This is a genomic window from Celeribacter sp. (genome assembly GCF_048270365.1).
Lineage (GTDB): Bacteria > Pseudomonadota > Alphaproteobacteria > Rhodobacterales > Rhodobacteraceae > Celeribacter.
In genome coordinates this window covers 36747-59107 of record NZ_JBLWTA010000006.1, presented here as the reverse complement: position 1 = coordinate 59107, position 22361 = coordinate 36747, and the positions used below count along the sequence as shown (strand labels likewise).

The 22361-nt window shown below is 60.7% G+C and carries 20 protein-coding genes; 8 read left to right on the top strand and 12 right to left on the bottom strand.

The window, feature by feature from the left end:
* Window positions 1–9: 9 nt before the first annotated feature.
* Window positions 10–1206: an efflux RND transporter periplasmic adaptor subunit gene (locus ACN0X0_RS09915; RefSeq protein WP_417263956.1), complete on the bottom strand. Its 1197-nt coding sequence runs from the start codon at window positions 1204–1206 to the stop codon at window positions 10–12.
* Window positions 1207–1428: 222 nt separating this feature from the next.
* Between ACN0X0_RS09915 and ACN0X0_RS09910 the strand changes: the two genes are divergently transcribed.
* The 3 genes from ACN0X0_RS09910 (at window position 1429) to eutC (ending at window position 4370) form a co-directional block, all read left to right on the top strand.
* Window positions 1429–2124, top strand: a complete 696-nt coding sequence (locus tag ACN0X0_RS09910; protein ID WP_417279025.1) for a TetR/AcrR family transcriptional regulator — start codon at window positions 1429–1431, stop codon at window positions 2122–2124.
* Window positions 2125–2229: 105 nt separating this feature from the next.
* The gene (locus ACN0X0_RS09905; protein ID WP_417279024.1) at window positions 2230–3612 is read left to right on the top strand and encodes an ethanolamine ammonia-lyase subunit EutB; all 1383 of its coding nucleotides are present in this window, start codon (window positions 2230–2232) and stop codon (window positions 3610–3612) included.
* Entirely contained in the window at window positions 3609–4370 is a 762-nt protein-coding gene (gene eutC, locus ACN0X0_RS09900; RefSeq protein ID WP_417279023.1) for an ethanolamine ammonia-lyase subunit EutC, read from the top strand. The genes ACN0X0_RS09905 and eutC overlap by 4 nt, the downstream gene beginning before the upstream one ends.
* Before the next feature lie 10 nt (window positions 4371–4380).
* On the opposite strand, the gene ACN0X0_RS09895 is transcribed toward eutC, so the two are convergent.
* On the bottom strand, window positions 4381–5775 hold the full coding sequence (locus ACN0X0_RS09895; RefSeq protein WP_417279022.1) for an aspartate aminotransferase family protein: 1395 nt from the start codon (window positions 5773–5775) through the stop codon (window positions 4381–4383).
* 164 nt (window positions 5776–5939) lie between these two features.
* Between ACN0X0_RS09895 and ACN0X0_RS09890 the strand changes: the two genes are divergently transcribed.
* Window positions 5940–7430: an aldehyde dehydrogenase family protein gene (locus ACN0X0_RS09890; RefSeq protein WP_417279021.1), complete on the top strand. Its 1491-nt coding sequence runs from the start codon at window positions 5940–5942 to the stop codon at window positions 7428–7430.
* A gap of 47 nt (window positions 7431–7477) precedes the next feature.
* Here ACN0X0_RS09890 and ACN0X0_RS09885 read toward each other — a convergent pair whose 3' ends face one another.
* Window positions 7478–8950, bottom strand: coding sequence for a PLP-dependent aminotransferase family protein (locus tag ACN0X0_RS09885; RefSeq protein ID WP_417279020.1), 1473 nt, complete (start codon window positions 8948–8950; stop codon window positions 7478–7480).
* A 267-nt stretch (window positions 8951–9217) separates the two neighbouring features.
* On the opposite strand from ACN0X0_RS09885, the gene ACN0X0_RS09880 reads away from it, so the two are divergent.
* The 4 genes from ACN0X0_RS09880 (at window position 9218) to ACN0X0_RS09865 (ending at window position 13653) form a co-directional block, all read left to right on the top strand.
* Window positions 9218–10369: an extracellular solute-binding protein gene (locus tag ACN0X0_RS09880; protein ID WP_417279019.1), complete on the top strand. Its 1152-nt coding sequence runs from the start codon at window positions 9218–9220 to the stop codon at window positions 10367–10369.
* Between the two features lie 67 nt (window positions 10370–10436).
* Window positions 10437–11552, top strand: coding sequence for an ABC transporter ATP-binding protein (locus tag ACN0X0_RS09875; protein ID WP_417279018.1), 1116 nt, complete (start codon window positions 10437–10439; stop codon window positions 11550–11552).
* Window positions 11549–12472, top strand: coding sequence for an ABC transporter permease (locus ACN0X0_RS09870; protein ID WP_417279017.1), 924 nt, complete (start codon window positions 11549–11551; stop codon window positions 12470–12472). The genes ACN0X0_RS09875 and ACN0X0_RS09870 overlap by 4 nt, the downstream gene beginning before the upstream one ends.
* Complete coding sequence (locus ACN0X0_RS09865; RefSeq protein ID WP_417279016.1) at window positions 12469–13653, top strand: ABC transporter permease; 1185 nt, start codon at window positions 12469–12471, stop codon at window positions 13651–13653. Before ACN0X0_RS09870 ends, ACN0X0_RS09865 begins: the two co-directional genes overlap by 4 nt.
* A 197-nt stretch (window positions 13654–13850) precedes the next feature.
* On the opposite strand, the gene ACN0X0_RS09860 is transcribed toward ACN0X0_RS09865, so the two are convergent.
* The 9 genes from ACN0X0_RS09860 to ACN0X0_RS09820 form a co-directional block, all read right to left on the bottom strand.
* Window positions 13851–14639: a creatininase family protein gene (locus ACN0X0_RS09860; protein WP_417279015.1), complete on the bottom strand. Its 789-nt coding sequence runs from the start codon at window positions 14637–14639 to the stop codon at window positions 13851–13853.
* On the bottom strand, window positions 14636–15562 hold the full coding sequence (locus tag ACN0X0_RS09855) for an isopenicillin N synthase family dioxygenase (protein ID WP_417279014.1): 927 nt from the start codon (window positions 15560–15562) through the stop codon (window positions 14636–14638). The genes ACN0X0_RS09860 and ACN0X0_RS09855 overlap by 4 nt, the downstream gene beginning before the upstream one ends.
* A complete protein-coding gene (locus tag ACN0X0_RS09850) occupies window positions 15563–16183 on the bottom strand; it encodes an NAD(P)H-dependent oxidoreductase (RefSeq protein WP_417279013.1) in 621 nt (206 codons plus the stop codon).
* A 115-nt stretch (window positions 16184–16298) separates the two neighbouring features.
* Window positions 16299–16886: an NAD(P)H-dependent oxidoreductase gene (locus tag ACN0X0_RS09845; RefSeq protein ID WP_417263970.1), complete on the bottom strand. Its 588-nt coding sequence runs from the start codon at window positions 16884–16886 to the stop codon at window positions 16299–16301.
* On the bottom strand, window positions 16883–18289 hold the full coding sequence (locus ACN0X0_RS09840) for an FAD-binding oxidoreductase (RefSeq protein ID WP_417279012.1): 1407 nt from the start codon (window positions 18287–18289) through the stop codon (window positions 16883–16885). Before ACN0X0_RS09840 ends, ACN0X0_RS09845 begins: the two co-directional genes overlap by 4 nt.
* A gap of 4 nt (window positions 18290–18293) precedes the next feature.
* Complete coding sequence (locus ACN0X0_RS09835) at window positions 18294–19568, bottom strand: cytosine deaminase (RefSeq protein ID WP_417279011.1); 1275 nt, start codon at window positions 19566–19568, stop codon at window positions 18294–18296.
* A gap of 8 nt (window positions 19569–19576) precedes the next feature.
* Complete coding sequence (locus ACN0X0_RS09830; RefSeq protein ID WP_417279010.1) at window positions 19577–20431, bottom strand: ABC transporter permease; 855 nt, start codon at window positions 20429–20431, stop codon at window positions 19577–19579.
* Window positions 20428–21234 carry an ABC transporter ATP-binding protein gene (locus ACN0X0_RS09825; protein ID WP_417279009.1) on the bottom strand — a complete coding sequence of 269 codons (807 nt, stop codon included), beginning with the start codon at window positions 21232–21234 and terminating at the stop codon, window positions 20428–20430. The genes ACN0X0_RS09830 and ACN0X0_RS09825 overlap by 4 nt, the downstream gene beginning before the upstream one ends.
* 78 nt (window positions 21235–21312) lie before the next feature.
* The gene (locus ACN0X0_RS09820; RefSeq protein ID WP_417279008.1) at window positions 21313–22320 is read right to left on the bottom strand and encodes an ABC transporter substrate-binding protein; all 1008 of its coding nucleotides are present in this window, start codon (window positions 22318–22320) and stop codon (window positions 21313–21315) included.
* Window positions 22321–22361: the final 41 nt, after the last annotated feature.

The window sequence follows — 22361 nt, the reverse complement described above, 5'->3', positions numbered from 1 at the left end:
CTTATCGGGTTATTCGCTGGCTTCGGGCGCGTCGGCGGCATCCATGGCTGCCTCGGGTGCGACCGGCGCGTCAGCGCTTTGTTCTTGCGGGGCTACGGTGGCGCCCGGAGCGGCTTTTTGCAGACCGGTCACAATGACCCGGTCTCCTGCGCTGACACCGCCGGTGACAACCCAATTCGCGCCTTGGTCGTTTTCCACATCCAGAATGCGTTGTTCGACCACATTCTCGGCATTCACCACCAAAGCCATCGGACGGCCGCGGCGATCGCGGCTGACGGCTTCTTGTGGCACCAGCACGGCATTGGGCACAACGCCCTGCGGCATCTCGACCTGCACATACATGCCCGGCAACAGGAAATGCTCCGGGTTCGGGAAGGACAGGCGCAACACGGTCGTGCCGGTGTCCTCGTTGACATAGGGTTCGGCGGCGGAAAGTTCGCCGCTGTATTCATAGGTCTCCCCATCGGACAGAGTCAGGGAAACGCTTTGGTCATATTCTTCGACCGTATCAATGTCAGAGCCGCTCCGGCGCCAACGCAGAATGTCTGCGGCCGCTTGGGTCACGTCCACATAGATCGGGTCGAGCGCCCGGATCGTCGTCAGGGCACTGGCCTGACCGGCGGTCACCAGCGCGCCCTGTGTGATTTCACTAAAGCCGGTGACGCCAGAGATCGGCGCGCGAATTTGCGTGCGGTCCAGATCGATCTCAGCGGACAGAAGATTGGCTTCGGCCACTTTCACGGCGGCTGCGGCGGAATCGCGGGCGGCGATGGCGCTGTCGAGGTTCTGCTGTGCGACCACGTTGCGGGTGCGCAGCTCTTCTTGACGGTTGTATTCGATCTCCGCCGATTTCAGCGCCGCTTTCGCCTGTGCGAGGCTGGCCTCTGCGACGGCTTTTTGTGCCTCATAGGTGGCCGCATCGATTTGATAGAGCGGATCGCCCTCGGAAACCGTGCTGCCCTCGCGGAACAGGCGCGACTGGATGATGCCGCTGACCTGCGGGCGCACTTCGGCCTCAGACGAGGCCGCAACACGGCCCGGCAGCGGTGCCGACAGTGTCACATCCTTGGCCTCCAGCGTGACGACGGTCACGGGGCTCGGCGGGGGCGCGTCCTGAGCCAGCGCCGGGGCGGCCAGTGCGAGCACCTGCGTGAGGGCGAGAGCGGGCAGGGCCCGGCGCAAAGAGGGTGAAAAACGGCTGTGCATGAGGGTCTCCGACGAAAACAGCCCGGTCTTTGATGGACCGGGGGAAGGGATGCGGGCGCAGGGGCCAGCGAATTCTATGACATTTTTGTATGTCAAACGTGCGTCACATGTGATTTTACGAGTTGTGCTTGAATTTCGATTAAAGAAACCCGATAGTTTTGTAAAGCGGTGCCATAGCTTGTCGCTGTGCGCCACCGCTCAATAGGGTGTGGGGTGCTGCAGATGACAAAAAAACAGGCAACTGAGAGCTTTTGCGGTGGTGGCCCCGCCGCGCGGCGTCGTGGGCGTCCGGTGCAAATGGATATGGCGGCGCGCGAGGAGCGTATTCTCGAAGCCGCCAGCTCGTTGTTGACCGAAGGTGGGTTCGATCATGTCACCATGGCGGCCATTGCTCGTCGTGCGGGCATGTCGAAGCGCACGCTTTATGAACATTTCGAAAGCCACGAAGCCCTGTTGGGAAGTGTCATTTCGCGCATGGGGGAGCGGATTTTTCGCCCGCTCCGCACCGAGGATGAGGGGCGTTCGCTGACGGAGCGGTTGCAGATTTTGCTGACCCTGAACAAGCCGCCGGGGGCCGAGAACAGCAAGCTGGAATTCCTTCGCACCCTGATTGCGCGGGCGCAGACCTATCCGACGCTGTCGCGGCAATTGCTTGAGAACGGGCGAGGGCGGTTGATCGGCCATGTCTCCGAAGAGCTGGCCCGCGCAAGCAAGGCTGGCGAGATCGAACTTGCCCCCGACTCTGCCGCGCTTGCTGCGGAAATGTTGGTCAATTTGACCTTCGAGGACCCGGTGCCGCGGCTGTTGCTGTGCGTCGAGTGCGATCCCTCGCCGGAAGAAATGGCGCAGCGCCGCGATCTAGCGATTTCGCTGTTTCTCCACGGCTGCGGTGCGAAAAACTTGGGCGTCTCTGACTGAAAATGAGGCAGGCGGGGCTACGTGTCGGCCCATCTGTCGAAATCGCGGGCCTTTGCCGTCTCGCGCGGTAAGGTCTCGTGACGGACGACAGAGACGAGACACGACATGAGCGCCTATTCCTGCACGCTTGGCGGCGAAAACTTTCGGTTCAAAACCCTCGCGGAGGTCATGGCCAAGGCCACGCCCGCGCGGTCTGGCGATGCTTTGGCCGGGCTGATTGCCGAGAGTGATGTGGCGCGTGTGGCGGCGCAAATGATGCTGGCCGATCTGCCTTTGAAAGCCTTCCTCGCAGAGCTGTTGATCCCCTATGAAGATGACGAGGTCACGCGTCTGATTGTCGACAGTCACGACGCCGAAGCCTTTGCAATCGTGTCACATATGACCGTCGGCCAGTTCCGCGATTGGCTGCTCTCAGATGCCGCCACGCCTGCCGCACTTAAGGCGCTCGCCCCGGGGCTGATGCCCGAAATGGCCGCCGCCGTGTCAAAACTCATGCGCAACCGTGACCTCATTGCTGTGGCGCGCAAAATTACCGTCGTGACCGCCTTTCGCAGCACGCTGGGCCTTGAAGGTCGTATCGGCTCGCGCCTGCAACCGAACCACCCGGCGGATGACCTGAAAGGTATCGTTGCCTCGACGCTCGACGGGCTGTCCTATGCGGTGGGGGATGCGGTGATCGGCATCAACCCGGCGACCGACAATATCCCGACCGCGATGACGTTGTTGTCGATGCTCGATGACCTGCGCCGCCGATACGACATTCCCACGCAAAGCTGCGTGCTGACCCATGTCACCAACTCCATCGCGATCATCGAACGCGGTGCGCCTTTGGATTTGGTGTTCCAATCCGTCGCGGGCACTGAGGCCGCGAATGAGGGGTTTGGCGTGACGCTTGCGATGCTGAAAGAGGCCCATGAGGCGGCATTGTCTCTGAACCGGGGCACGGTCGGCCAGAACGTGATGTATTTCGAAACCGGGCAGGGCAGTGCCTTGTCTGCCGAAGCGCATCATGGCATCGACCAACAGACGCTGGAGGCGCGCGCCTATGCCGTCTGTCGCGCCTATGATCCGTTGATCGTCAACACGGTGGTGGGTTTCATCGGGCCTGAGTACCTCTATGACGGCAAGGAGATCATCCGCGCCGGTCTCGAAGATGTGTTTTGCGGCAAACTTCTCGGACTGCCGATGGGGTGCGACGTCTGTTATACGAACCACGCCGAGGCCGATCAGAACGACATGGACGTCTTGATGACGCTCTTGGCCAACGCCCGCGCGCAATTCCTGATCGGGGTGCCGGGCGCCGATGACATCATGCTGAATTACCAGAGCCTGTCTTTTCACGACATCGCCTATCTGCGTAACTCTTTGGGCCTTAAAGCGGCGCCGGAGTTTGAGGCCTGGTTGGAGGCGATGGGATTAATATCTGACTCAGGTCAGTTAATGGAAAATACCCTCGCCACCGCCCGACTTTTGGAGGCGGCGCAATGAGTGATGTCGTCAAAGACAAATGGGCCAAGCTCCGCGCCGCTACGCCCGCGCGGATCGGTTTGGGACGCTCTGGGGCCGGGCTGCCGACCGGGGCCAATCTCGAGTTCCAATTCGCCCATGCCCGTGCCCGTGATGCGGTGCATTCGGCATTGGATGTGGCGACTCTGGAGGCGGAGCTTGCACCCTTCGAGGTGATCCGCGTCACCTCCGCAGCGATGGATCGTGCGAGTTACCTGCGCCGCCCGGACCTTGGTCGCAAACTCGGTGTGGCTGAGGCGGAGAAACTCAACGCCAGACCGCCCTGCGACGTGGCCTTCGTCATTGCCGACGGCCTCTCCTCGGCGGCGGTACAGGCCCATGCCGCGGCTGTCGTGCATGCCGCCAGCGCCAAACTCGACGGCCTCACCCTTGGCCCCGTCACGATTGTCACCCAAGCCCGTGTCGCCATCGGGGACGAGATCGGCGCAGCTTTGGGCGCGCGTCTCGTGGTGCTTCTGGTCGGCGAACGTCCCGGCCTCACGGTGGCCGACAGCCTCGGCGCTTATCTGACCTACGGCCCGAAACCCGGCACAAAAGACAGCCAGCGCAACTGCCTGTCGAACATTCACGGCAAAGGCGGCATGAGCTATGATCAAGCCGCCGCTAAGATCGCATGGCTCACCCGCGCAGCACTTGAGCGCGGGCTGACCGGCACCGGTCTTAAGGAAGAAAGTGGGTTGCTTGAAACAGAAAATGCCCCGCTGATCGACGGGGCATAATCCATATTTATCAACCTATTGCGCGAGTGTCTTGCATCGCCGCCGCAACGGTCGTCAGACCATTGTCCACCGCGTCCAGAATGCGGTCGATGTCATCGGCTTTCGAGATCAAGGCCGGCGAGAAGCACAGCGTGTTGTTGAAGCCCGGCACAGACCGGTTGGTCGCGCCGATGATCACGCCCTGCTTGTCGCATTCGGCCACGACCGCCTGCACCAGCTTTTCATTGAGCGGCTCTTTCGTCTCGCGATCCGCCACCAGTTCGGCGCCGCAGAACAGGCCAAGGCCGCGGGTGTTGCCGATGAGCGCATGTTTGTCCATCAGCGCGTCGAGCCCGTCCATCATGCGCTGGCCCATCACCTTGGTGTTGTCCAAAAGGCCCTCTTCCTCGATGATCGCCACGTTCTCGATCGCCGCCGCAGGCCCGCCGGTGCAGCCGCCAAAAGTCGAGATGTCGCGGAAATAATTCAGCGGGTCGTCGGCGTTGTCTTTGAACATGCCGAACACCTCGTCGGTGGTCAGCATCACGGCGATGGCGGCATAGCCGGAGGCGACGCCTTTCGCGGTGGTCACGAAATCCGGTTTGATGCCGTAGTTCTGATAGCCGAACCACTCGCCCGTGCGCCCCATGCCACAGACAACCTCGTCGATGTGCAAGAGGATGTCGTATTTTGTGCAGATCTCCTGCACCTTCTCCCAGTAACCTTGCGGGGGCACGATCACGCCACCACCCGCCGTCACCGGCTCAAGGCAAAGCGCCCCCACGGTGTCCGGGCCTTCGCGCAGGATCACCTCTTCGATGGCCTCAGCGGCGCGTTCGCCATAATTCTCGACGTCCCACTGTTTGCGGTACTCAAGGCAATGCGGCACCTCGACGAAATCCGGCACGAAGGGGCCGTAATGCGTGGCGCGTTGTTGCTGGCCGCAAGCGGACAGAGTGGCCACGGTGGTGCCGTGGTAATCGCGGTCGCGGTAGAGGATTTTCGATTTCTTGCCGCCATAGCGCTGCGCAGAAATCTGACGCACCATTTTGAAAGCCTTTTCATTGGCTTCCGAGCCGGAATTGCAGTAATACATACGCGAAAGACCCGGCGTTTTCGCGGTCAGAATCTCGGCAAATTTCGCACCGGGAACAGAGCCCGCTGAGCCTGCGAAATAGTTCATCTTGATCAGCTGATCGCGCACCGCATTGGCGATCCGTTCGCGGCCATAGCCGACATTCACCGTCCAGACACCGCCGGAAACCGCATCCAGAAATTCGCGCCCGTTCTGGTCCCAAACGGACATGCCCTTGCCCTCGACAATGATCCGCGGATCACGGCTGTCCAACAGCTGGTGCTGGAACATATGGTGCCAGACGTGGGCGCGGTCGGCCTCGACGATGGCGGAGAGATCATTGTCATGCATTGGGGGAACTCCATTCTTGACCTGACAAAGCAGGCGTGCGCGAGCGGTCATAATCTCAGTCAAAAGCAATTATAAGGGCAGATCAATGGCAGTGACTATCTGGACTCATTTTTTCCATTCACTGGCACCTTTGCCGTCGCCGTTTTTGCGGCGAGGAAAGGGGTATGACATATAATTTCACCCCTCCCGCCGACGCCGTGGCCGCAATTGCCGCCTATCGCAACCTCAACCTCGTGGGCGGCGCGCGGGTCTCCGTGGATCGGGGCCTCGACGTGTTGAACCCGGCGACGGGCGCGGTTTTGGGCCAGGCGGCGGCTTCCGGTGTAGCGGAGACCGAGGCGGCGGTTGCGGCGGCGAAAGCGGCCGGTCCGGGCTGGGCCGCAACGCCCGCGCGCGAACGCGGCAAGGCGGTGGCCGCCGGTGGACGGGCACTCTTGGAGCATTTCGAGATTGTGGCGCAGGTTCTTGCCCGTGAGACAGGAAAAGCGATCCGCACGGAATGCAGGGGCGAGGTGAAGACCGCCGCAGATATCCTTGAATTCTATGGCGGATTAGGCTCCGAGCTCAAGGGCGAAACCATCCCCTTCAACCCGCGCATGCTGACCATGACCACCTGTGAACCTCTGGGCGTGGTCGCGGCCATCGTGCCGTGGAACGTGCCCTTGGTGTTGATGATGCTGAAGATCGCACCTGCGCTGGTGGCGGGCAATACGGTGGTGGTGAAGGCGTCTGAGGAGGCACCTTTCGCCACATTTCTGGCCGCCGAGATCCTCATGCAATTCCTGCCTGACGGCGTTTTGAATGTGATCAACGGCACCGGCGCAGAGTGCGGCGCAGCGCTGAGCGCACATGCGGATGTCGCCAAAATCACCTTCACCGGCTCGGAGGCCGTGGGCGAAACCGTCTACAAAGCGGGGGCCGCGCGCATCGTGCCGGTGTCTTTGGAATTGGGCGGAAAATCTCCGATGATCGTTTGCGACGACGCCCATCTGGACAAGGCGGTGGCGGGGGCCATTTCGGGCATGCGCTTCACGCGGCAGGGGCAAAGCTGTACGGCGTCCTCGCGCATCTATGTACATGAGAGTCTCTATGAGGACTTCCTCGCGGCTTTGGTCAAAGAACTGAATACCCTCAAAATCGGCGATCCGCTGGATGAGGCGACCGACATCGGGACGATCATCAACGCCAAACAGGCCGCCATTGTCGCAGGCTATGTGGCGCAAGCCGCGGGCACAGAGGGCGCGCGTGTGATCCGCTGCGGCACGCTGCCCGAAGGCGCCGATCTGACCCCCGACCTCTTTGCCCTGCCGACACTTTTGCTCGATTTGCCCGAGGATCATCCTTGCGTACAGAACGAGATTTTCGGCCCTGTCGCGGTCATTCAAAAATGGTCCGACTATGAGGATGTGATCGCGAAAGCCAACGACAGCCGCTATGGGCTTGCCGCGACTGTGTGGACCCAAAACCTGTCGCGCGCTTTGGATGCCACGTCGCGGCTCAACGCGGGCTATGTGCAGGTGAACCAGAACCTGACAATTCAGCCCAACGTCTCCTATGGTGGATTTGGGCGGTCTGGTTTGGGCAAGGAGGCGTCGCTGGAGGCGATGCTGGCGCATTTCACGCGCTCGAAGACGATTGTCATTGCAATGGATTAAAATTCACGCGGGATCTAGGCGCTCTGCGCCGCCGCGTGATCGCCTCACTAAGATGCCAGCCCCTCAATCACGCCCCGCAACTCCGCAATCCCCGGCGCGATCTTGTCAAAGTCAATCGCGCCGAAACCGAGCCGCAGCCGGTTGCGCGGTGCATCTGCCCGCAGGTAATGCGGCGTGCCGTCCTCGACCAGAACGCCGCGCGCCTCGGCCTGTTCCTTGACCAATCCCGCCTCGACGCCTTCGGGCAGGGTGATCCAGACGCCCGAGCCGCCGGTGGTCATGGTCACCTCGCAACCGGGCAATTGCCGGTCGATCTCGCGCAGCATTTCGCGCCATTTCTCGGCCATCCCGCGCCGATGCCGTCGGATGTGGGCGTCGTAATGGCCCTCCGAGAGAAACAGCGCCATGGCGCGTTGTGCCAGAGCCGAAGGGTGGCGATACATCAGCCGACGCAGGTGACGCAGCTCGCGGATCACCTCGCGGTCGGCGGCAATGAACCCCAGTCGGATGCCGGGAAACAGCGGTTTCGTCAGCGAGCCGATATGGATCACCCGCCCCGTGGCATCGAGCGCCTTGAGCGTCGGGTGCTGGGCGCCGACAAAGTTTAGCTCATGCTCGTAATCGTCCTCAATGATGAGGAAATCCTGTGCGGCGGCGGCCTCCAGAATGGCCAGGCGGCGTTCCATCGGCATGGTGATATTGGTCGGGCTCTGGTGCCCCGGCGTCAGGTATACCATATCCGCCTCGGCCAAGTCCGGGCCGGGTTTCAAGCCCTTGCGATCCACCGGGACGGGCACGACGCGGGCGCCTTGGGCGGCAAAGATGTTGCGCGCATCGACATAGCCGGGGTCCTCGATGACAATGCTGCGCCCGGGCGCCAGAAACAGGTTGGCGACCATCCAGATCGCGTTTTGCGCGCCCACGGTGATCAGCAATTCATCGGGTTCGGCGCGAAAGCCGCGCTGGGGCAGGATGCGGCGCGAAATCTGGTCGAGCAAAAGCGGATCGTCGGCGTCGACCCGGTCGTCTGCCCAGGTGCCGACATGGCGCGTCGTGCCCGCCCGGCGCAGGCAATCGCGCCAACGCGCGACAGAGACCTCGTCGCGTCCGACCTGACCATAGAGAAACGGGTAGGGGAAGTGTCGCCAGTCTTTGCGCTTGTCGATGTTCATCTGGTCGGAAAACCGGCGCGGCAGAAAGCGGTTGAAATCGGGGGGCGTGCCGCCAGAACTTTGACGGCGCGGGGGCGCGACGTTGAGTTTTTCGCGGACGAAATTCTCGTCGATAAAATAGCCGCGCCGGGGTTTTGCGGTGATGAACCCGTCCTGATGCAGCCGGTCGTAGACAATCGAGATCGTGTTGCGCGAGACCTTGAGGGTCTTGGCAAATTCGCGCGATGAGGGAAGTGGATCGACAGGCGAGAGCGCGCCGTCGAGAATGGCCTGAATGAGGCGCTCCTGAATCTGATGCTGAAGCGAGGCGCTTTGGTCAAAGCCCTGTTCAAAATAGCGGTCCAGCATCCTCTGTCTCTTTCGCTCAGGGGCCTCCGGCCCGTTTCGCTCCTGCCAGTGTGGCGGGCGCTCTCCTTGCGTCAACGCCACTCTATTGTGCAGCGTGGTGCCGTCCAGAGGGGAAAGCGCCTCTGGTCCTATAGTTTGCCCCTTCTGGCTCTAAATTGAGCAGAAGCGGCCCTCCTAGGCTTTTGCCAGAGCGGTCTCTGATCCGTTTCGGGCCAGAAGACCGCCGCATAACAAAAAGTTCACGGCAAAACGTTCACGGGGAGTGACATGACGACATTCAAAACCAACAGCCGCACCAAAACCGGTCTCAAGCGCCGCAGCTTTCTCAAAGGCACCGCTACCCTCATGGGCGGCCTCGCGGCGCCCGCCATCGTGAGCCGGTCTGCACTTGCGTCTTCGGGCGAGATCAACGTGATGATGTGGTCCGATTACCTGCCGGAAAGCTTCGTGACGGCGTTCGAGGGCTCGACCGGCATCAAGCTGAACTTCACCGGCATTGGTTCCAACGAGGAGATCATCAACAAACTCAAAGCCACGGGAGGCGAAGGATTCGACATCGTCTCACCGACCGTCAACCGCAACCTTTTGTGGGCGGAGCTGGGCCTGTTGCAGCCCTTCGACATGACGAAAATCGCCATTGAAAAGGTCAACCCGGCGATGGCTCTGGGCGAAAAACACTGGAACTTCGGCGATGAAGGCACGTTTTGGGTGCCGCATATCTGGGGCACGGAAGGCGTCGCGTGGCGCACCGATATGTTCACACCTGCGGGCGAGTTCCCGTCCTATTACGACATCTGGGACGACGCCAACGCGGGCAAAACCATGGGGCGCGGCCATTCTATGTTGTTGGGCCTTGGCCTTGGCATGGAACGCCTCGGGATGATGGAGCCGGGCTCGATGTGGGCGGCCTATGAGACGCCCGAGAAGATGACCGAGGTCTGGACCATTTTGATCGAGCACGCGATTGAAAAGAAAGGCAATATCAAGCTGATCTGGAACGATGCCGACACTCAGAAGAACGGTCTTTTGAACGAGGGCGTCATCGTCGGCCAGACTTGGGACGGTCCGCCGATCGCGCTGAAAAACGAAGGCGAGCCGGTGATGTACCGTGCGCCGGTCGAGGGCGCGATGGCTTGGGTCGATGGCATGGCGATGCCGACGGGGGCGACCAATATCGAACAGGCCTATGCCTTCATCGAGGCCTGCTACAACCCCGAATGGGCCGGTGAGGCGATCAAGACTCATGGCTACAACTCGCCCGTACTGGGTGCGGATGCCTTTGGCGGTGAGATCTATGCCAAAAACTTCGCCGACGCCTATCCGGGTGAGGCTTTGGGCAACCTCAACGCCTGGCCGGCAGAGGCGCCGTGGTATTCGGAAATGCGCACCGAATTCACCAATAAATTCCTCTCCGCGTAACTCCACGATCAGGCCCCGTGCGGACATGCGCGGGGCCTTTTCACCTTCAATTCATAAGAGAGGCAACATGCCCGACCAGACCTCCGACCAGACCCCAGACCGTTCCGTCCTCCTCGATCACGTTTCCATCCGCTTTGGCAATTTCACCGCCGTCGACAATGCCAATCTGAAAATCAATTCCGGCGAATTCTTTTCCTTTCTCGGGCCTTCGGGGTGCGGCAAAACCACGATGCTGCGCTGTATTTCCGGCTTTTCCGAGCCGACCGAGGGCAAGGTTTTGATCGGGGGCAAGGATATGGCAGGCGTGGGGCCGAACAAACGTCCGACCGCGTTGATTTTCCAACATCTGGCGCTGTTTCCATTGATGACTGTGGCGGAGAATATCGCTTTTCCGTTGGAAGTGCGGGGCGTCTCCAAGAAAGAGCGGCGCAAAAAGGCGGACGAATTGTTGGACATGATCGCCCTGCCGGGGATCGGGGACAAGAAGGTCTCGGAACTCTCCGGTGGCCAGAAGCAGCGCGTGGCGATTGCCCGCGCGCTGGCCGTTGAGCCGGATATTTTGCTCTTGGACGAGCCTTTGTCGGCGCTCGATCTCAAACTGCGCCAGCACATGCGCACGGAGCTGCGCGCCATTCAAAAGCAGGTTGGAGTGACCTTCATCTACATCACCCACGACCAAGGCGAGGCTTTGACCATGTCCGACCGTGTCGCCGTGATGAGCCGGGGGGTGATCGAACAGGTGGGCGAGCCGGACCGCATCTATAATCGGCCTCGCTCTGCTTTTGTGGCCTCTTTCGTAGGCGAAAACAACGTGTTGCAGGGCGTCATTAAGGGGCAGTCGGGCGAGACCGCCGCGCTTGAGACCCCGATGGGCACCTTTGAGGCGCGCGTCGGCGGTGGGCGCAAATACAAAGCGGGTGACGAGGCGCTTTTGTTTGTGCGCCCCGAGCAGATGATCCCCGGCGCGACAGAGAACGCCTTTCACGCCACGCTCACGCGGCAGGAATTCGAAGGTGCGACCAACCACATCTTCGCAAAAGCAAGCGATACCGAATTGCGCATCTCTATGGTCAACGCAGGTCTCGCAGGCAGCTTGCCGGGGCAGGGCGAAAGCCTGTCTCTGGGCTTCGCGCCGATGAACGGCACCATCCTTCCCGTCGGGCATATCGCGAGTGAATCATGAAACAGGTCAAACTCGCCTACACCACCTTGCTCGCCAAACACGGCATGGGCGCGGCGCTTTTTATCGCCATCGCGGTGACGCTTTGGGTTGTCGTCTTCATCACCCTGCCGCAGCTGTCGATGCTGGATTATTCCTTCCGCTTCAACCTGCCGGTCGATCAGCTCGGCACAGAGGCGGATCACTACACGCTGGAGCAATATCGCAGCTTTTTCTTCAACAGTGACGGTTCGATCAACACGCTCGACATCACGATCCTGATCCGCACGCTCATTGCGGCGCTGATCGTGACGATGATTGATGTGATCATCTGCTATCCCATCGCCTATATCCTCGCGCATGGCGCCAAAGGTGTGGCCGCGCGGCTCATGGTGATCGGGCTGATCATTCCCTATTGGATCAATGAGATTCTGCGCGCTTTTGCCTTTCGTGTGCTCTTTGGCTCCACGGGTGTGGTCAACACTTGGGGCATGCAAATGGGGCTGTGGGACGCGCCGGTGGATTTCATCCGCGCCGATGTGGCGCTCTATTGTGGCCTTGCCTACGCCTATATCCTGTTGATGGTTTTTCCGATGTACAACGCCATTGAGGCGCTGGATCACACCCAGGTCGAAGCCGCCCGCGACATGGGCGCGCCTCTCTGGCGGGTGCATTGGCGGGTGGTCCTGCCGATGGCGAAACCCGGCATTGTCTCGGGGGCGACCATGGTCTTTATGCTGACCGCAGGGGCACTGGCCGCGCCGCAGATTTTGGGCGGGCCGTCGTCTTTGTGGTTCACGCAGCTCATCTATCAGTGGTTTAACGAGTCCTCCAACTGGCCCAGAGGCTCGGCCTATGCCGTTGTCCTGTTGGTGACCTGTATCAGTTTCGTTTTGCTGATGATGCGGGTGTTTAAGGTTTCCGTCGGGGAGATTGGCAAATGAACAGGCATACGCTTTTCGGCGGCGCCTATGCGCTTGCGTTTTTCTCCTTTCTCTTCGGGCCGCTGGTCATCATGGCGACGACGGCCTTCAACTCCTCGCGCTTTCCGCGTGTGGCGCCTTGGGAGTGTTTCACCACCGGCTGGTTTGGCGAGTTGTTCGGCAATGCGCGGTTGATGGAAGGCTTGATGAACTCTGTGATCATCGGGGTGGGTGTGGTGGCCTTAGCCGTGCCCATCGGGCTGGCGGGGGCTTTGGCCTTGTCCGAACTGCCTGCAAAGCTGCGCTCGATGCTGTACACGGTCTTGATCCTGCCGATCCTGATCCCCGGCGTCGTCTTGGGGATTTCGACCATCGTGCTTTGGGGCCAGATCACGCGGGGCACGGGCGCGGGGTTCTTGTATAACGGGTATTTCCTGACCATCGTGGGCCAGATCACCTTTGTCTCGGCCTATGCCATGTTGGTGTTCATCGCGCGACTGCAACGCTTTGACGCGACCCAGACCGAAGCCGCGCTTGATCTCGGCGCCACACCGGGGCAGGCGTTTCGCAAAATCCTCTTGCCCTTCATGGCGCCCGCCATTGGCTCGGCGGCGTTCATCACGCTTTTGGCCTCCTTCGAGAACTACAACACCACGGTCTTTACGGTTCTCTCGGAGAGTACCTTCACCACGGCCTTGGCGTCCAAAGTGCGCCACGGCACGGACCCGTCCTTGTCGGCCTTGGCGGTGATCATCATCACGCTGACGCTGGTGGGCGCGCTCACCAACGAGGCCTATCAGCGCCGAAAAGAGGCCGAAGTCCGGGGCCGCCTGTCCCGCTCACCGCTTTATGCCAATCCGGTGACCCGTACTTTGACCCATCCCAGCGTGGTTTTCGCGATCCTCGTGACGGTGATCGGCGGGATCACATATGCAGGCTCGCAATATGACAGCTCGGTCTGTGAGGCTGCTGTGTTGCAGGAGAAGCTGGATCGTCAGGAAGAGCTGCGGGCCGAGCAACGGGCGAGGATCGAAGCGCAGGAGGCGGAGCAGGGCGTGACCGTGCCGAAACCGGACAGTGCCTTTGGCGGGGCCTTTGGGGGCGTCGGGACACCAGCCGCTCCGGCGGCTCCGAAACCCGAAAGCCCCTCGGCCTTTGGTGGGGCATTCGGCGGGATCAGCGCGCCTGAAGTGGAGGAATAGGAAAGGGGGCCAATGGGCCCCCTTTTTCTTCACGCGGAACAAGGCCAAAGGCCGCCGCGTGATCACCTGACCGTCCGGCGGGCAGGTGATTTGCGATCTTCAGACCCTCGGTCGGACTTTGCCCGGACCTTGCTGGCATAAAGTGCTCCGTCGCAAAGCTGGGTCATCAGCCCCCGGTCAGGCGATCACACGGCTCTTCACTCTGGAATCGTCCGCGCATAGCCTTCGGTCGACAAGTCCCGAAGCTCTTTCAGCATCTCGACAAACCCCGCCACCTGATGCGCACAGGTCGCGGCGCCTTTTTCAGCCGTCGCCAGATGCGCCTCGCCCACCGTGCCTTTCGGGTTCAGATCCTTCGACACCCAAGCCAAATTCACCGGACCAATCGGAGAAATCGGTGCGGTCTCCGCCGTCGAGCGGAAATCCTCGGCCTTCTCCATATCCACCAGATGCGGTTTGAAATGCAGCATCAAGGAGGTCTCAAGATCGCCGCCATGGATGCCGTAGCTGTTTTCCTGCGCGGAATACATGCCCTCCGGTTTGCCGAAATTGCCCCATTGGCATTTCACGACCATCATGCCCGCCTGCACCCGCAGCTCGCGGCCCAGAATGGAGATCAGGTCGAGATTGCCGCCATGGGAATTGACGATCACCATTTTCTTGAGGCCCGCGCGGGCGACAGACAGCCCGATCTCGGTCCAGGCGTCGAGCGCGGTTTTGGCCGTGTAGGTCAGCGTGCCCTTGGCGTGGATGTGTTCGTTCGATTTGCCCACCGCCTGTACCGGCAGGATCAGGATGTCCACGTCCTCGGGGCAGGTGGCGCGAAGCCGCGCCAGCATGCCCTCGTTGATGTAGGTGTCGACGCCCACGGGCAGGTGGGGGCCATGCTGTTCCACGGCCGCCGTGGGCAGGATGACGATGGTTTTCTCGGGATCGAAGTCCTTGAACTCAGTGGTGCGGAACTCCGCCCAGTCGAAACGTCTCATGTGATGTCCTTAGGTGTGTAGGTCGCGTCCAATCGCGACCGCAGATAATCGGCGCCGGTGACGGCGGGGTATTTGGCCGCGCCCGTGCCCGGCAGGGCGGTGATCACGCTGTCGGGGTTCGGATCGAGGAAAAAGGCGATGGAGCGGCGGGCGGTTTTGGGAGGCAACACCCGGTGCGGGGTCGAGACATAAATGTCATTCGACCAACGCATCAGGCAGTCGCCGATGTTGACCACGTAAGCCCCCGGCACATGCGGCACGTCGATCCAGTCGCCGCCACGCGGTTTGACTTGTAGGCCTCCGACGCCATCGGTCATCAAGAGCGTCACAGATCCGTAATCCGTATGCGCACCTGCGCCGATGCCGTCTCCGTCGGGCGCCGCCGGGTAGGAGAGCACGCGCAGCGTCGCCATGGGTTCAGTGAAATGCGGTGGGAAGTAGCCCTCGGGCAGGTTCAAATCCATCTCGAACGCGCGGTGCAGCGCGACCGAGAGGTGCAACACGGCGTCGTAGTAATCGAGCATTGTGTCGCGGAAGCCGGGCACCTCCGGCCAGACATTCACGCCACGAAACGGCTCACCTTTGAGGACACGCGGGTCATCCGCGGGCAGGTCGAAACCGACGTTAAAGGCCTCTTTGCGGTCCATCTGGCCGGAGGTTTCATCCAAGGCCTCAGACCCCTGACAGGCCCAGCCCCGGTTGTGCGGGTTGCCCCGGATGTCGATTTTGGATTTTTCCGAGACGGGCAGCGCGAAAAATGCGTCGCCCTTGGCAAAGACATCTTTGACCAAATCCTCGGGGATGCCGTGGTTCGACACGAGGAAAAACCCGGTGTCGCGGCTGGCCTTCCCGAGGTCCTGCACAAAGCCATCGACGTCTGCGCCTGTGGCAAAGCGGCTCCAGTCGAGAACGGGAATGTCCATTTATCCCTCCTTCGGCGCAGGCGCGGCGATCAATTTATCCAGTCGCTTTTGCACCCGTATCAGATGTTTGGCGCGACTCTCGGGCGTCGAACTGTCCATCAGGAAATGCGCCGCAAAGGCGGTTTTGCACCGTTTGGCCAAGATCACCCGAAGCCCGCGCATGAGCGTGCGTTTTCCGGGTGCTCCGACAAAGAAGGTCAGCCAGCGCGAGGCGCCGCAGGTGGTGAAAACGCCCAGTTTGGTGATGTGGGTCAGGCCGGGTTTGATGTCATCGCCTTCCTTTTGCGGCATGATGAAGGCCACGCCTGACACCATGGTGCGGTCGAGCCAGCCCTTGAGCATGGCGGGCAAGCCGTACCACCAAGTCGGATAGACGAAAATCAGGCTGTCGCACCATTCAAGGTCCGTGCAATCGCGGTCCACGAGGGTGCGGTTTTCCGGCACGTTTTCGTAGATTTCATGCTCATGGGCGGAGAGCACCGGATCGAAGCCCTCCGCGTAGAGATCGCGCAGGCGATACTCGACGCCAGCGGTTTCAAGGCGCGCGACCACGAGGTCGCGAATGCCGCGGTTAAACGAGGTCTCGCGCGGGTGACAATAGATGACGAGGGCGCGTTTCATGAGGTCTGTCCAAATGAGCTGAGGGCTGCGCCTGCCTGGGCGGGCGCAGAATGCGCCTGCCGGGGGGCAGGCAGGCGCAGCCCGGCGTTGCCGGGCAAACAGAGGATGAATTGCATCACATCGCCTCCATCTCGCGCCGCACCCGTTCCAGATGCGCTTTGAGTTTCGGCTCTTCGTTGCGGTTCATGTCATAACACGCGATGTATTTCTTCTTCGGCATGCCGCAGGCATACCACACCGGCCGCGTGACGCATTTGCGGGGCGGATCGCCGTTCATCATCGCGCGCCACCGCGTGCCGCCATAGGTCGTGCAGGCGTAGAGTTTCTTGATGTTGGTCAGCCCCGGACGCACCTTGCCGTCTTTTAGTTTGAACGACACACCGGGAAGGAAAATCCGGTCGAGAAAGCCCTTGAGGATCGCCGGATAGCCGAAATTCCACACCGGGAAGACCATGACCAGCGCGTCGGCGGCCTGTAGCCGTTCGACATAGGCGCGCACCGGTTCGATATTGGCGGGTTCGTCGTGATAACCGCGCCGGTCGTCGATGGTGAGCACCGGTTGAAAGCCCTCGACGTTGAGATCGCAATCGTCGACCTCCCAGCCGGATTTGGTGAGCGTCTCCACGACCACCTCATGCACCGCCGCGTTGAAACTCTCGGGGCAGGGGTGGGCGTAGAGGACGAGAACGCGGCCCTTACTCATTCTGTGGTCTCCGGTTTCGGCGTTATCTTGGCGTAGGAATACATCTCCGCGTAGTCGAAATTCGGCTCGTCCCAAGCGATCATTTTGCCGGGGTTCAAGAGGCCTTTGGGGTCCGCCTCGCGTTTGAAATCGAGCTGGCGTTTGTCCGTGGACTGACGCCCGCCTTCTTCCAAGGTGTAGCGATGCGGGTTGAAGATCATGCAGTCCATCGCCTCATGTTTGGCGACCAGATCGTCGAGCTGCGCTTTGTCTTTGGGGAAGACAATCGGCAGGCCCGCAAAGGAAATCCCGGCGCCTTCGCGCATCACTTCGAGGTGCATGTAGAGATCGTCCTTGAAGGCCTCATAGGCGCGCACGACCTTTTCGATGTCCCCGCCGTAGCGGACCTGAAGATAGGTCAGGTCTTTCTGGAATTTGAGCGCGCGCAGCGTGGTGTGGTTCCAGCCATATTCATAGACCGGGCCGGGGTGGCGATCCCACTCCACGTTGTCAGAACGATAGATCACCTCGGCGCCCTCATAGCGGTCCAAAAGGGTCTGGAACCCCGCTATGGAGTGCGGCGCGACCATGAGGCCGCAGAGGTGGTCATTCTCGGTGACATGGGCCTTCACACGCTGAAAATACTTATGCGCGATGGGGGCGGCGTAGACGGAGGCGAGCTTGATCAGAATGCCCGGCTCGGAGGTCAAAGCACCTGCGAATTCGGTCGCCATGCGAAAGGTGTCAAAGCGCACGAACATCTCGACCCACTCATAGGCGGGGGCGAGCGGCATTTCGATCTCGGTGATGATGCCGTTGGTGCCATAGGCATGTGAGACGCGGTGCAGTTCCTCGCCGGTGAACTCAAGCGCACGGGGCTCGGCCTCCATGGTGATCACCCGCAGGCGGTCGATATTGCCGAGATCACGCAGGGCGCCCCAATTGGCCGATCCGACGCCGCCGGAGCCACCCGCGATAAAGCCGCCAAGCGAGGCCTGCGAATAGGTCGAGGGGAACATGCGCAGTTCCTGACCCGATTTTTGTTTCAACTCAGCGTCCATCTCCTTGATGATGATGCCGGGTTCGGCGACGACATAGCCCGCGCCGATCTCCTTGATCTTGTTCATCTTTGTCAGATGCATGACACAGCCGCCGGCCAAAGGCATGGCCTGACCGTAGTTGCCGGTGCCGCCGCCGCGACAGGTGACGGGGACGTCATGGGCGTAACAGGTCTTGAGGACCTCGATCACCTCGGCCTCGGAGGTCGGGTTGACCACGAAATCAGCCTGAAGGTGGTCCATCTCGGCCTTGAGGACCGGCGAGTACCAAAAGAAGTCGCGCGATTTGTTGCGGACGGTGGCGGGGTTTTCTTCGATGTCCAGATGGGACAGGGCGGCCATGGCCGCAGCGGAATTCTTGTTCATGATATTAGCTCACGATCTCATCAAGTTCAGAGTAAGACGGTAGGGTGCGCTCAATGGGATCTCCGTCCCGCAGCACCACCCTGTCGGATTGCGGTCGGGCGAACAGCTCGGTCCAGCCGCGTGCGTTGCAAATGACCAGATCGGCGGGGGCGCCCACCGTCAGGCTCGGAGTGTCAAACCCACAGGCCCGCGCCGGATTGGTCAGAAAGGCGTTCACCCAAGGCACATCGGTGTGGTCGAGGTGGCAAATTCGCGTCGCTTCGCGCATCACCTCGATCATGTCGAGATCGCCATAGGCGTAGAACGGATCGCGGGTGTTGTCCGAGGCGAAGGAGACATTGACCCCCGCCGTGTTCAGCTCATGCGCCATGGTCACGCCACGCCAACGGGGCGTGCGGCCTTTGTAACGGTCTTGCAGATACATGTTGCACATCGGCAGGGAGACGACGTTGAGACCGGCCTTTGCGACAAGCGCGATGATCTCATCGGCCACCTCGTCGGGCATCACCGAAATGGAACAGCAATGGCCCACGGTGACGCGGTTTTTAAAGCCCAGCTCAATCACCGTCTCCGCAATCGTGCGCAGTGTGTCAGAGGTGGGGTCGTCGGTCTCGTCCACATGGAAATCGACGTCGAGATCATACATCACCGCGAAGTGGAAGAAATCCAACAAACGCTCTTTTAGATCCGGCACCGGGTAGGTGACAGAGCCCAAGATTTGCCCGGCGTCCGCGACGATTTTCGCAATGGCCGGGAAGTCGCCCTGATCCTTGAAAATCTTGTCGATGGCCACCAGACAGGAGGCCTGTAGCTCGATCTTTCCGGCCCATTTGTCTTGCATCCGTTTGACCACTCCAAAGGACGAAGACGCCAGCGCATCAAGGCTGTCGATATGGGTGCGGATGGCTTTGGTGCCATGGGCATAGGCGCAGCGCAGCGCGAAATCCATCCGGGCTTCGACATCCGCTGCGGTCCAATTGGCGTGATCCGCGTGAACGGTCTCCAACGCCCCCATAAAGGAGCCATCGGGGTTCGAGGCGCGCGGCCAGATGTGACCCTTGTCGAGATGCGTGTGCATATCGACGAAGGCCGGAAAGACCATCGCCCCTTTCATATCGATCACGGTTTCGACCGGTTGCCCAGCGTCCGTTTGCGTGATCTTTCCATTTGTGATCGTGAGATCGGTGTTGATGAGGTCCCCGGATTGGCCGATGAGGCTGGCCGGGACCGTGACATTTCGAAGTGTCTTCGCGCCGCTGGGCAGAACGCAAAAGCTCATATAAGTCCTTATGACTCCCGTTTGATCGCACTTTCGTGCCATTTGTGCAGCAATGCATGAGAGAGCAAAGAGGCTGCGGTGAAGATCACGACACCTGTCGCCGCGATCAGAAGAAGGGCCGCGAACATGCGCGGAATGTTGAGGCGATACCCGGCCTCAAGGATGCGAAACGCAAGCCCCGATCCGATGCCACCGGTGCCCGCGACATATTCGGCCACCACGGCCCCGATCAGGGACAGGCCACCGGCGATGCGAAGCCCGCCCAGAAAGTAGGGCAGAGCGGTCGGCAGTTGCAAATAGCGCAGCCGTTGCCACCGCGTGGCGCCATAGATTTTGTAAAGATCGCGCAGGTTGTGGTCGGTCGAATTGAGGCCGAGTGTCGTGTTCGACAGGATCGGGAAAAACGCCACGATCCAGGCACACAAGAGCAGCCCCGCGATCCGACTGTCGACATAGATGAAGATCAGGGGCGCGATCGAGACCACCGGCGTCACCTGCAAGATGACGGCGAAGGGGTAGAACGACATCTCGAAATAGCGCGACTGGGTGAAGAGGATCGCGAGACCCACGCCACCGATCACCGCGACGGCCAAAGCCGCGAGGGTGATTTTGAGTGTCACAATCAGAGCGTCTGAGAGCATGCCCCAATCCTGGATCAGCGTCTCAAGCACCAATCCCGGCCCCGGCAAGATGTAATGCGGAATATTGTTCCACACCACCATGCGGTCCCAGAGGAAAACCGCCAGCGCAATCACCACCACGGGGAGGACCCATTTGGCGATCTTTTCGCGCTTTTCTGCACGGGCGTAGCGCAGCTCTTCTTCGTCCACGATGGATGCGGTGTTCATATCTGTCGTGCTCATGCCGAGGCCCTCGCGCCATGTTCATTCATTGCGCCATGCAGCGCCTCAGAAGCCTTGCGGCACAGTTCCGCGTAGTCTGCAGAGGTGCGGAATTCCTCGGTGCGCGGGTAGGGGGCGTCGACCGTGACTTCGGACGACACCCGACCGGGGCGCGCCGCCATGACGACGATGCGGTCCGACAGGAAGACGCTCTCAAACACCGAGTGGGTGACGAAAATCACCGTGCATTTCAATTTGTCGCGCAGCTCCAACAGGTCGTTGTTCAGCTTGTGACGAGTGATCTCGTCCAAGGCCGCGAAAGGCTCATCCATCAGGATCAGGCGAGGCTCGGTCACCAGCGAGCGCGCGATGGAGACGCGCATTTTCATGCCGCCCGACAGCTCGCGCGGGTAGCTCTTTTGGAACTTCTCCAAGCCCACCATCTTGAGTGCCCACATGATCTCGTCTTGGACATCCGCGATGGATTTGCCGCGCAGTCGGAAGGGCAGCCAGACGTTCTGTTCGACCGTGGCCCAGGGCATCAGCGTCGGTTCCTGAAACACCACGCCCAGATCGCCGGAGTTTTGCCCGCCTTCCCAGTTGATATGCCCGGAGGTCGGGCGCATCAGCCCGGAAATCAGCCGCAAAGCCGTGGATTTGCCACAGCCCGACGGTCCCAAAAGCGAAATGAAATCGCCTTGGTTCACGGTAAGATTCATATCCTTGAGCGCCACGACCGTACCGCCGAAGACCTTGTCCACATTGGACATCTCCAACAGTTTGTCGCGTTGGCCCATGGGGGGAATGGAAGAAGGGAGGGTCATGTGCGTCTTTCGAAATCAAAGGAGGCGAGGGCGGTAAAAAGCGGGGGCCGCCCTCGCTATGTCTTTGGGAAGTGGATCTTATTTCAGGTCCATGCCGACTTTTGCGTTGGTGAAGTCCAACGTGTAGGCGGCGGAGTAATCCAGCCCGGCCTCAATGACGCCCGCGTCGACCATCTTGTCGTAGAAATCCGCAATCTTCTCGTCGGTCATCGCCCCGATGCCCCGCTCAAGCGCGTCGCCGCTGTCGACGATGCCTTCGGATTTCATCTTCTCAATCGCGAAATCGATCTTGTCCTGCGTCATGTCCGGGTTGTCGGCCATGATCATCTCATTGGCGGCGGAGTTGTCGTTATAGAGGTAGTTGTACCATCCGATCGCCGAGCCATCGACGAAACATTTCACCGCCTCGGGGCTCTCGTCGATGGTCTTTTGCATCGTCTCGATGGTGGTCGCATAGGTCGAATAACCGGCGTCCGCGATCAGGAAGACGTCGGGGGTAAAACCGCCCTCTTTCTCGATCACATAGGGCTCCGACGACAGGAACCCCTGCATGGATTTCGTCTCATCGGCGAGGAAGGGCGCCGGGTTGAACGTGTAGGGCTCGCGCTGTTCGACCGTGAAGCCGTAAGCGGCGATCATCCACTGATAGTAAGACGCAAAACCGTTGTCGCCGATCAAAAGCGTGGTTTTCTTCAGGTCTTCGAACGTCTCGGCCACACCCGGATGCGCGATGATCACCTGCGGGTGTTTCTGGAAGGTGGCGGCCACGGCCACGACCGGAATGCCCTCTTTGGCGGCGTTGAAGGCCTGCAACAGATCGCCGCCCATGTGGAACTGAATGCGATCCGCCATCATCAGCGCACGGTTGTTCACCTGCGGGCCGCCGGGCTGAATGGTGACGTCGAGGCCACACTCCGCATAGGTGCCGTCGGCCACGGCTTGGTAATAGCCGCCGTGCTCGGCCTGCGCCAACCAGTTGGTGCCGAAAGAGACCGGGGTGAGGTCTTGAGCCATGGCTCCGGTGAGCGCAATGGTGGACGTGGTCGCGGCAAGGGTCAGCCCCGCGAGGACGCGTTTCATGGTCATGTAAATTCTCCGTGGGTGAAATTCCGACCCCCACGTTAGTG

Excerpts from the sequence above, each read along its gene's own strand:
- ACN0X0_RS09915 (WP_417263956.1), bottom strand. The coding sequence starts at position 1,206 with ATGCACAGCCGTTTTTCACCCTCTTTGCGCCGGGCCCTGCCCGCTCTC.
- ACN0X0_RS09910 (WP_417279025.1), top strand. The coding sequence starts at position 1,429 with ATGACAAAAAAACAGGCAACTGAGAGCTTTTGCGGTGGTGGCCCCGCC.
- ACN0X0_RS09905 (WP_417279024.1), top strand. The coding sequence starts at position 2,230 with ATGAGCGCCTATTCCTGCACGCTTGGCGGCGAAAACTTTCGGTTCAAA.
- eutC (WP_417279023.1), top strand. The coding sequence starts at position 3,609 with ATGAGTGATGTCGTCAAAGACAAATGGGCCAAGCTCCGCGCCGCTACG.
- ACN0X0_RS09895 (WP_417279022.1), bottom strand. The coding sequence starts at position 5,775 with ATGCATGACAATGATCTCTCCGCCATCGTCGAGGCCGACCGCGCCCAC.
- ACN0X0_RS09890 (WP_417279021.1), top strand. The coding sequence starts at position 5,940 with ATGACATATAATTTCACCCCTCCCGCCGACGCCGTGGCCGCAATTGCC.
- ACN0X0_RS09885 (WP_417279020.1), bottom strand. The coding sequence starts at position 8,950 with ATGCTGGACCGCTATTTTGAACAGGGCTTTGACCAAAGCGCCTCGCTT.
- ACN0X0_RS09880 (WP_417279019.1), top strand. The coding sequence starts at position 9,218 with ATGACGACATTCAAAACCAACAGCCGCACCAAAACCGGTCTCAAGCGC.
- ACN0X0_RS09875 (WP_417279018.1), top strand. The coding sequence starts at position 10,437 with ATGCCCGACCAGACCTCCGACCAGACCCCAGACCGTTCCGTCCTCCTC.
- ACN0X0_RS09870 (WP_417279017.1), top strand. The coding sequence starts at position 11,549 with ATGAAACAGGTCAAACTCGCCTACACCACCTTGCTCGCCAAACACGGC.
- ACN0X0_RS09865 (WP_417279016.1), top strand. The coding sequence starts at position 12,469 with ATGAACAGGCATACGCTTTTCGGCGGCGCCTATGCGCTTGCGTTTTTC.
- ACN0X0_RS09860 (WP_417279015.1), bottom strand. The coding sequence starts at position 14,639 with ATGAGACGTTTCGACTGGGCGGAGTTCCGCACCACTGAGTTCAAGGAC.
- ACN0X0_RS09855 (WP_417279014.1), bottom strand. The coding sequence starts at position 15,562 with ATGGACATTCCCGTTCTCGACTGGAGCCGCTTTGCCACAGGCGCAGAC.
- ACN0X0_RS09850 (WP_417279013.1), bottom strand. The coding sequence starts at position 16,183 with ATGAAACGCGCCCTCGTCATCTATTGTCACCCGCGCGAGACCTCGTTT.
- ACN0X0_RS09845 (WP_417263970.1), bottom strand. The coding sequence starts at position 16,886 with ATGAGTAAGGGCCGCGTTCTCGTCCTCTACGCCCACCCCTGCCCCGAG.
- ACN0X0_RS09840 (WP_417279012.1), bottom strand. The coding sequence starts at position 18,289 with ATGAACAAGAATTCCGCTGCGGCCATGGCCGCCCTGTCCCATCTGGAC.
- ACN0X0_RS09835 (WP_417279011.1), bottom strand. The coding sequence starts at position 19,568 with ATGAGCTTTTGCGTTCTGCCCAGCGGCGCGAAGACACTTCGAAATGTC.
- ACN0X0_RS09830 (WP_417279010.1), bottom strand. The coding sequence starts at position 20,431 with ATGAGCACGACAGATATGAACACCGCATCCATCGTGGACGAAGAAGAG.
- ACN0X0_RS09825 (WP_417279009.1), bottom strand. The coding sequence starts at position 21,234 with ATGACCCTCCCTTCTTCCATTCCCCCCATGGGCCAACGCGACAAACTG.
- ACN0X0_RS09820 (WP_417279008.1), bottom strand. The coding sequence starts at position 22,320 with ATGACCATGAAACGCGTCCTCGCGGGGCTGACCCTTGCCGCGACCACG.